The following is a 9030-nucleotide window of genomic DNA, read 5'->3' as shown; positions in this document are numbered from 1 at the left end:
CGGCGGCCCGTGGCGCCGTGCCGTCGCGGGCCGCCGCGACTGCCGGGCCGACGGGAAAGCCGGACCGCGCTGTCCACGACTGCCGGCACGGCACGTCCCTGCCGGGCACAAAGGTCCGCGGCGAGGGCAGCGAGCCCGGCAGGGACGCCACCGTCAATCGCGCGTACAGCGGGCTCGGCGCCACCTTCGAGCTGCTGCTGACGGCGTACGGCCGTGATTCCCTGGACGGCGCGGGACTGCCGCTGACCGCCAGCGTCCACTACGACCGGGAGTACGCGAACGCCTTCTGGGACGGCGAACAGATGGTCTTCGGCGACGGTGACGGCGAGATCTTCCTCGACTTCACGATCCCGGTCGATGTGATCGGCCATGAGCTGGCCCACGGAGTCACGCAGTACACGGCCAATCTCAACTACTACGGACAGTCGGGCGCGCTGAACGAGTCCATGTCGGACGTCCTCGGCTCTCTGGTCAAGCAGTTCACCCTGGATCAGACCGCCGATCAGGCCGACTGGCTGATCGGGCAGGGCCTGCTCGCGCCGCGTGTCACCGGCGTCGCGCTGCGCTCCATGAAGGCGCCGGGCACGGCGTACGACGACGATGTGCTCGGCAAGGACCCGCAGCCGGCCGTCATGGACGACTACGTCCGTACGAACCAGGACAACGGCGGAGTGCACATCAACTCCGGCATTCCCAACCACGCGTTCTATCTGCTCGCCGAGCGGCTGGGCGGAAAGGCGTGGGAGCGGGCGGGCCGGATCTGGTTCGACGTGCTGACCGGCGGCGAGCTGACGGCCGACGCGGACTTCGCGGACTTCGCCCGGCTGGCCGTCGCGGCGGCGCGGTCCCGCTTCGGGGACGGCGCGGAGCATGAGGCGGTGGTCAAGGCCTGGTCCCAGGTCGGCGTACCCACAACGGAGTGAGCCGGGAGCGTCGGCTACCGCGCCCGCCCTCCAGGCACTAGACAGGAGCCATGCGTATCGAAGTACGTCGTACGGGCGGTTTCGCGGGCATCGAGCGCAGGGCCGAGGTCGACACCTTACACCTGCCCGACGCCGACGCCCCCACCTGGCAGCACCTCGCCGAACAGGCCATGACGGACGCCTCCCGGGACCCCGGCTCCCCGGTGGTCCCCGACGGCTTCAGCTACCGGATCACGGTCGACGACCAAGAATTCCACTGCGCCGACCCCCACCTCTCCGAGTCCCAGCGCACCCTGATCTCCCGCGTCCTCAAGGAAGGCGCCTGAACGGGCCGGGCCGTATCACAGAATGGCGACCGCATGGCCACCAAGAAAATCCCCGTCACGCTCCCGGAGGAGCCGGTGGAAGCGGCACGGGGCTTAGGAGGAGCACGGAGCCTTCAACGATGCGGAAAGGGCCAAGGCAGATGCCCGGCTGCACGGATGGCTCCAGCCGCACGAGCACATGCGGGTACGAACATGGCCCGGCTGAACTGGGTGCTCTCGCAGATCAAAATCGAGCCGGTGACCGAGCGGCGCTCCGGCAGCCCGGTCCGCGGGCGGCCGGCTCAGAAGCCCAGTTTGCGGAGTTGCTTCGGGTCGCGTTGCCAGTCCTTGGCGACCTTTACGTGGAGGTCGAGGAAGACCGGGGTGCCGAGCAGGGCCTCGATGTGTTTGCGGGACTTGGTGCCGACCTCTTTGAGGCGCTTGCCCTTGGGGCCGATGATGATGCCCTTCTGGCTGGGGCGCTCGATATAGACGTTCGCGTGGATGTCCAGGAGCGGCTTGTCCGCAGGGCGGTCCTCGCGCGGGAGCATCTCCTCGACCACGACCGCGATCGAGTGCGGAAGTTCGTCCCGTACGCCTTCGAGCGCCGCCTCGCGGATCAGCTCGGCGACCATGACCTGCTCGGGCTCGTCGGTGAGATCGCCCTCCGGGTAGAGCGGAGGGCTCTCCGGGAGGAGCGGGACCAGCAGATCCGCCAGCAGGCCGACCTGCTTGTCGCCGACGGCCGAGACCGGGACGATCTCCGCCCACTCCAGACCGATTTCCTTGCCGAGCTGATCGATCGCGATCAGCTGCTCGGCGAGCGTCTTGGAGTCGACAAGGTCCGTCTTGGTGACGACGGCGACCTTCGGCGTCTTCTTGATGGCCGCCAGTTCCTTGGCGATGAACCGGTCGCCCGGGCCGAGCTTCTGGTCTGCGGGCAGACAGAAACCGATCACATCGACCTCGGCCCAGGTCGTCCGTACCACATCGTTCAGGCGCTCGCCGAGCAGGGTGCGCGGCTTGTGGAGGCCCGGGGTGTCGACCAGGATGAGCTGGGCCTCGGGACGGTGCACGATGCCACGGACGGTGTGCCGGGTGGTCTGCGGCCGGTTCGAGGTGATGGCCACCTTCTGACCGACGAGAGCGTTCGTGAGGGTGGACTTGCCCGCGTTGGGGCGGCCGACGAAGCAGGCGAAGCCCGCCCGGTGGGGGACTTCGGCTGTCTCGGGAGAGGAGGTACGAGCGCTCATGGCGCCCATTCTCCCCGATCGTTCACGCTGCGCCGACCAGATCGGCCATGACGGTCACCATCGAGGCGTCCCCGACAGCCGCGGACGGACCGTCGCCGGCCGGACCACCGAGCGCGGGTCAGCCCGCCTCGACGATCACCCGCAGCGTGCCGTCGGGGCCCGCCACCAGGACCGGGGTCCCCGCGCCGCCCAGATCGCGGACGGCCGCGCGGTCCTCCTCGGACGCCGTCTCCGCGTCGGTGACGACGGCCGCCGCCTCCAGTGAGTTCGCACCGCTGGCCACGGCCATCGCGACCGCGGTGCGCAGCGCGCTGAGCTTGAGGGAGGCCAGTTCCACGGTGCCGGCGACATACGTACGCCCGGTCTCGTCCCGTACGGCCGCGCCCTCCGGTACGCCGTTACGGGCGCGGGCGCTCCGGGCCAGAGTGATGATCTTGCGGTCCTCGGGGCCGAGGCCGGTGCCGGGATCGGTGCTCTCAGTCATATGCCGAGCATAGGCAGCGGGTTCGGCGCCTCCGCCAACGGGGAGACCGGGAAGCGCCCGGCTGTCAGCCCGCGACCCGCGACCCGCCGTCAGCAATCAGCCCGCGACCGGGTACAGCGAGCCGCGCCGGCCCTCCGGTGACGCCAGCCACTCCAGCTTCGCCGCCGTGTCCGCCTCCGGCAGCGGAGTGTGCAGCATGATCACCAGATCGGGCCTGGCCGGCACTCTGAGCTGGGTGGCCTCCAGCAGCAGGGTGCCGACCAGCGGGTTCACCAGCTCCTCGCGCACCTGTCCGGCCGGCGCGATGTCCCGCTGCTCCCACAGCCGGGCGAACTCGTCGCTGCGCTCCTTCGCCTCCCGCACCACCGCCTGGAATCCCTCGTCGTCCGGGCGCTCCGAACAGGCGGCGCGGAACTGCGCGACGATCCGCGGCGCGATCTCCTCCCAGTGCGTGATCCGTGTGCGGTAGATCGGATCGGTAAAGAAATTGATCAGGCAGTTCCGGGAGAACCCGGGCCGCAGACCGTGGACCACCGAGGCCGCGTCGTTGTACATGAGCACGTTCCAGTAGCCGTCCATGATGTGCGCGGGATACGGCATCCAGGCGTCGATCAGCCGCCGGAGCCCGGTGCACATACCGAGCGCCGCCGGATCCGCCTCGGGCTGAGGCGGATTGAGCCCGGCCAGCACATACAGATGGCGGCGCTCGGCGCCGCTCAGCCCAGTTCATGGTGGCGCTCAACTTCTCCGTACTGAATGTGGCCCTGCCCGTCCTCGGCGCCGATCTCGGGATGAGCCGGTCCGCGCTGCAATGGGCGGTCACCGCCTTCGCGTTGCCGTCCGGCGGCTTTCTGCTGCTCTTCGGCCGGATCGCCGATCTCTACGGCCGCCGCAGACTGTTCCTCACCGGCCTCGCCGTCTTCGGCGCGGCCTCGCTGCTGGCCACCCTGGCCCGGAGCCCGACGGTCTTCCTGGCGGGGCGCGCGCTCCAAGGGCTGGGCGCCGCCGTGATCGTCCCGACCGGGATGTCGCTGCTGACCACCACCTTCCCGGAAGGGCCGCAGCGCGACCGGGCACTGGGCATCAGCGGCACGCTGCTCTCGCTCGGCTTCACCATCGGCATGGTGCTGGGCGGTGTACTGACCGACACACTGGGCTGGCGCTCCACCATGGGGCTGCTGGCCGTCGCCGCGCTCGTCGTGCTCGCCCTGGCGCCCGGTCTGCTGCCCGAGTCCCGTACCACCGACCGGCCACGGCTCGACATCCCGGGCGCGGTGACCGTGACAGGCGGACTGCTGGCCGTGATCTACGCCCTGTCGACCGCCGCCGACCACGGTTTCGGCGGCGCGGATGTGCTGGTCACCCTGATCGCGGGCGTCGCACTGCTGGTGGCCTTCGTCCTGGTCGAGGCGCGCAGTGCCGCGCCGCTGGTCTCCCTGCCCATGCTGCGCCGACGCACCGTGGCCTTCGGCAATCTGGGCGGTCTGGTCACCTTCTCGATGATGAGCACGGTCGTCTTCGTCCTGACTCTCTATCTCCAGGACTCGCTCGGGCTGTCCGCCTTCGAGACCGGGCTGGTCTTCGGGCTCCAGGGCGTGCTGTCCGTGGTCGCGGGTTCGCTGGCCGTCCGGCTGATCGGCCGCTTCGGTGCCCGTCGCGCCCTGGCCGTGTCCCTGCTCGGCCAAGGGCTGTTCACCGCGGCGCTGCTGGGCCTGGGCAGCGGCTCGGGCGTCGTGCTGGCGACCGTCGGTGTCTCGCTGGCGAGCATGTGCCATCTCGTCGCGGTCATCTCGTACGGACTGACCGTGACCTCGCGCGTCCCCGACAAGGAGCAGGGGCTCGCGACGGGTCTGGTGACCACGACTCAGCAGGTCGGTATCACCGTCGGTATCCCGCTGCTGGGCGCGGTGGCGGCGGCTCGGACCGTGCTGTACGACGGAGTACGGCTCGTCCTGGCCGTGGACGCGGCGATCGTGGTTACGGCGGCACTGCTGGTGGCGGTCGGCCTCCGCACCCGACAGCCCTGACGGCCTCGTCGCCCCTGACGGCGGACGTCACGGCCCTGACCGCGCTCAGGGCTTTCAGGGCCGGTCGAGCCGCAGCCGCTCCGCTCTCGGCAGACCGGCCACCACCAGGTCGTACGAGTCCTCGATCAGCTCCCGCACCATCCGCGCGGGCAGCTCTCCGACCGTCACCGTGTTCCAGTGGCGCTTGTTGAGATGCCAGCCGGGCACGATCGCGGTATGCGCCTCGCGGAGCCGGATCGCCTCCTCCGGATCGCACTTGAGGGCGACCTTCAGCGGCTCCTCCTCCAGCGAGCAGAACGCGAAGATCTTGCCACCGACCCGGAAGACGGTCAGCTCAGGGCTGCGTGGGAACGGGACGTCCTCGGACGTCCCGTTCAGCCCCAGGCACCAGGCCCGCAGCTCCTCCGGTGTCACGCGGCGGGCTCCTCCTTGCGCACCGGCTCCACCAGGACCGTGACGATCTTGTTGCGGCGGCCGGCCGGGGACTCCGCCGTCAGCCGCAGGCCGCGCCCGTCGGGCAGCTCGACCTTGGCGCTCGCTCCGGCGATCGGGACGCGGCCCAGCGCCTTGGCCAGCAGTCCGCCGACCGTCTCCACATCCTCGTCGTCGTACTCGTCGAGCCCGAACAGCTCGCCGAGATCACCGATGTCGAGCCGGGCCGTGACCCGGTAGGAGCCGTCGCCGATCTCCTCGACCGGCGGCAGCTCGCGGTCGTACTCGTCGGTGATCTCACCGACGATCTCCTCCAGGATGTCCTCGATCGTGACGATGCCGGCCGTGCCGCCGTACTCGTCGATGACGACCGCGACATGGCTGCGCTCCTGCTGCATCTCGCGGAGCAGATCACCGGCGTTCTTGGTGTCCGGGACAAAGGCGGCGGGCCGCATCGCCGTGGAGACCAGATCGCTCTCCGAGTCCCGGTTGATATGGGTCTTTCTGACCAGGTCCTTGAGATAGACGATGCCGACTATGTCGTCCTCGTTCTCACCGGTCACCGGGATCCGGGAGAAGCCGGAGCGCAGGGCCAGCGTCAGCGCCTGTCTGATCGTCTTGTAGCGCTCGATACAGACCAGGTCGGTGCGCGGGACCATGACTTCCCGTACGAGGGTGTCGCCCAGCTCGAAGACGGAGTGGACCATTCGCCGCTCGTCGTCCTCGATGAGGGACTCCTGCTCGGCGAGATCGACCAGGGCCCGCAGCTCGGCCTCGCTGGCGAACGGGCCTTTGCGGAAGCCCTTGCCCGGCGTGAGGGCATTGCCGAGGAGGATCAGCAGCTGCGGGATCGGGCCCATGATCCTGGCGAGCGGCAGCAGCACATACGCCGAGGCCGTCGCCGTGTTCAGCGGATGCTGACGGCCGATGGTGCGCGGCGAGACGCCCACCGCGACATACGAGACGAGGACCATCACACCGATCGCGACGACCAGCGCCGACCAGGTCTCCTCGAACTCGTTGAGACAGACATACGTCACCAGCACTCCGGCCGCCATCTCACAGGCGACCCGGACCAGCAGGGCCACATTCAGATAGCGCGTCGGATCGGCGGCGATCTGCTCCAGCTTGGCCGCGCCGCGCCGCCCTGAGCGGACGGCCTCGGCCGCCCGGAAGCTGGAGACCCGGGCGAGGCCCGCCTCGGCCGACGCCGCCAGCCAGGCGACGACGACCAGGGCGACCGCTCCGACGATCAGTTGCGCGGTCACGAGACGGTCGGCGCGGGGGACGGACCCGTGAGCCCCTGTTCGGATCGCCAGCTGTCGACGATCGCGGCCTGGAGGCCGAACATCTCGGCCTTCTCGTCCGGCACTTCATGGTCGTAACCGAGGAGATGCAGCACACCGTGGACGGTGAGGAGCTGGAGCTCCTCGTCCATGGTGTGCCGCGTCGGGGCTTCCTCGCCCTGCTTCTTCGCCACCTCCGGACAGAGGACGATGTCACCGAGGAGCCCCTGCGGAGGCTCCTCGTCGTCCTTGACCGGCGGACGCAGCTCGTCCATCGGGAAGGACATGACATCCGTCGGTCCCGGCAGATCCATCCACTGGATATGGAGCTGCTCCATGGCCGCCTCGTCCACCACGATCACCGACAGCTCGGAGAGCGGGTGGATACGCATCCGGGTGAGCGCGTAGCGGGCGACATCGAGGATCGCCTGCTCGTCGACCTCGGTGCCTGACTCGTTGTTGACGTCGATCGACATGGTGCGCTCTTGTTCTACTTCCCGTTTCGGCCGTCGTTGCGGCTGTCGTACAGCTCGTACGCGTCGACGATACGGCCGACGAGCTTGTGCCGTACGACATCCTTCGAGGTGAGACGGGAGAAGTGCACATCGTCCACGCCTTCCAGGATGTCCTGGACCTGGCGCAGACCGCTCTTCGTGCCGCCGGGAAGGTCGACCTGGGTGATGTCACCGGTGATGACTATCTTCGATTCGAAGCCGAGCCTCGTGAGGAACATCTTCATCTGCTCGGGGCTGGTGTTCTGGGCCTCGTCGAGAATGATGAACGCGTCGTTGAGCGTGCGGCCCCGCATGTACGCCAGCGGCGCGACCTCGATCGTGCCCGCCGCCATCAGCCGCGGGATCGAGTCGGGATCGAGCATGTCGTGCAGTGCGTCGTAGAGCGGGCGCAGATACGGGTCGATCTTCTCGTAGAGCGTCCCGGGCAGGAAGCCGAGCCGCTCACCCGCCTCGACGGCGGGCCTGGTCAGGATGATCCGGTTGACCTGCTTGGCCTGGAGGGCCTGGACCGCCTTGGCCATGGCGAGATAGGTCTTGCCCGTACCGGCGGGACCGATGCCGAAGACGATCGTGTGCTGGTCGATCGCGTCGACATACCGCTTCTGGTTCAGGGTCTTGGGGCGGATGGTCCGGCCCCGGCTGGACAGGATGTTCTGGGTGAGTACCTCGGCGGGGGTCTCGGCGCCGTCCGCACCGCCGTTCTCGCTCGCCCTGAGCATGGCGATGGAACGTTCCACTGCGTCCTCCGTCATCGGCTGACCGGTGCGGAGCACCAGCATCATCTCGTCGAACAGGCGCTGGACGAGCGCGACATCCGCCGCGCTGCCGCTCGCGCTGATCTTGTTGCCCCGGACATGGATGTCCGCGGCCGGGAACGCCTTCTCGATCACACGGAGCAGGGAATCCCCTGAGCCCAGGACCGTCACCATGGGGTGATTGGCGGGGACGGTGAAGTGGGTACGTGCCTGCCCCTCCGCGGGGGTCCGGGCTGTAGGTGTCTGAGTCATGGGCCGGCGCTGTGGCCTGCGCATACCTCCCGTTGCAGGGTTCTCGCTGCTCGACAACCTCTGAGGTACCAGCGTACGGCTCCGCACTGACAAGCCCCAGGGCTTTTACCCGTGCCGTTCCTGAACCTTGCGATACGTACCGGGGCGAGCTCGCGGTACGAGCCCGGGCGACGGGCGTCCGCACCGGCCCGGGCTCAGCCCGAGCGGCCGAAACCGATGGTCGGTACGGCCCTGCGCAGCGGCCACGGCCTGCTCGGCGCGGGCAGCAGCTCCTCCAGGAAGGCATAGCGCCGCAGGGCCGCCGGATCCTGGTCCGAGCAGGCCTGCACGTACTGCCACCAGGCCGCGACCTCCGACCAGCCGGGCGCGGAGAGCGAGCCGCCGAACTCCTGGACCGAGAGCGCGGCGGTCAGCCCGGCGAAGGCCAGCCGGTCCGCGAGCGGCCAGTCGGCGAGCGTACCGGTGACATAGCCCGCCACGAAGACATCGCCCGCGCCCGTCGGATCCAGGGCCTCCACCGCGATGGCCGGGACCTCGGCGGTCTCGCCGGTGGCGCCGTCCACGGCGTACGCGCCCTCCGCGCCCAGCGTGACGACGGCGACCGGCACCCGCTCGGCGAGCAGCCGCGCGGCTGCCTTGGGACAGTCGGTACGGGTGTAACGCATGGCCTCCTCGGCGTTGGGCAGGAAGGCCTCGCAGTGCTCCAGATCGGCCAGTCCCGCGAGATCCCAGCGGCCCGACTCGTCCCAGCCGACATCGGCGAAGATCCGCGCGCCGTGGCGGACGGCGCGGGCGATC

The 9030-nt window shown here is 69.4% G+C and carries 10 protein-coding genes and 1 pseudogene; 3 read left to right on the top strand and 8 right to left on the bottom strand.

Features of this window, described 5'->3' with window-relative positions; translation table 11 throughout:
* Both GA0115259_RS17345 and GA0115259_RS17340 read left to right on the top strand, forming a co-directional pair.
* Nucleotides 1-923 (top strand): M4 family metallopeptidase (locus GA0115259_RS17345; protein WP_107469205.1); only part of this gene is annotated, 923 nt, incomplete at its 5' end.
* 50 nt (nt 924-973) lie between these two features.
* On the top strand, nt 974-1249 hold the full coding sequence (locus tag GA0115259_RS17340; RefSeq protein WP_093597581.1) for a protealysin inhibitor emfourin: 276 nt from the start codon (nt 974-976) through the stop codon (nt 1247-1249).
* Nucleotides 1250-1530: 281 nt separating this feature from the next.
* Here the strand turns inward: GA0115259_RS17340 and era are convergent, their stop codons facing one another.
* The 3 genes and pseudogenes from era to GA0115259_RS17325 form a co-directional block, all read right to left on the bottom strand.
* A complete protein-coding gene (gene era, locus GA0115259_RS17335; RefSeq protein ID WP_093597578.1) occupies nt 1531-2490 on the bottom strand; it encodes a GTPase Era in 960 nt (319 codons plus the stop codon).
* Nucleotides 2491-2599: 109 nt separating this feature from the next.
* Nucleotides 2600-2965, bottom strand: a complete 366-nt coding sequence (locus tag GA0115259_RS17330; protein ID WP_093597575.1) for a cytidine/deoxycytidylate deaminase family protein — start codon at nt 2963-2965, stop codon at nt 2600-2602.
* A gap of 96 nt (nt 2966-3061) precedes the next feature.
* Nucleotides 3062-3685: pseudogene (locus GA0115259_RS17325) on the bottom strand (XRE family transcriptional regulator); the annotation flags it as partial.
* A gap of 8 nt (nt 3686-3693) precedes the next feature.
* Between GA0115259_RS17325 and GA0115259_RS17320 the strand changes: the two are divergent.
* Nucleotides 3694-4992: an MFS transporter gene (locus GA0115259_RS17320; protein ID WP_093597572.1), complete on the top strand. Its 1299-nt coding sequence runs from the start codon at nt 3694-3696 to the stop codon at nt 4990-4992.
* Nucleotides 4993-5046: 54 nt separating this feature from the next.
* Here the strand turns inward: GA0115259_RS17320 and GA0115259_RS17315 are convergent, their stop codons facing one another.
* From GA0115259_RS17315 to GA0115259_RS17295, 5 genes are all read right to left on the bottom strand, one after another.
* Nucleotides 5047-5406, bottom strand: coding sequence for an MmcQ/YjbR family DNA-binding protein (locus tag GA0115259_RS17315; protein ID WP_093597569.1), 360 nt, complete (start codon nt 5404-5406; stop codon nt 5047-5049).
* Nucleotides 5403-6692, bottom strand: coding sequence for a hemolysin family protein (locus GA0115259_RS17310; RefSeq protein WP_093597566.1), 1290 nt, complete (start codon nt 6690-6692; stop codon nt 5403-5405). The genes GA0115259_RS17315 and GA0115259_RS17310 overlap by 4 nt, the downstream gene beginning before the upstream one ends.
* Entirely contained in the window at nt 6689-7186 is a 498-nt protein-coding gene (gene ybeY, locus GA0115259_RS17305; protein ID WP_093597563.1) for an rRNA maturation RNase YbeY, read from the bottom strand. The genes GA0115259_RS17310 and ybeY overlap by 4 nt, the downstream gene beginning before the upstream one ends.
* Before the next feature lie 14 nt (nt 7187-7200).
* On the bottom strand, nt 7201-8232 hold the full coding sequence (locus GA0115259_RS17300; RefSeq protein WP_093597560.1) for a PhoH family protein: 1032 nt from the start codon (nt 8230-8232) through the stop codon (nt 7201-7203).
* Nucleotides 8233-8426: 194 nt separating this feature from the next.
* Nucleotides 8427-9030: carbohydrate kinase family protein (locus GA0115259_RS17295; protein ID WP_237540121.1), on the bottom strand; the 604-nt coding region annotated here is incomplete at its 5' end.

Source organism: Streptomyces sp. MnatMP-M17 (assembly GCF_900091995.1).
In the GTDB taxonomy this organism is placed as follows: Bacteria; Actinomycetota; Actinomycetes; order Streptomycetales; family Streptomycetaceae; genus Streptomyces.
Note: the sequence above shows the minus strand (reverse complement) of the source record. Positions and strands in the feature narration are given on the sequence as shown.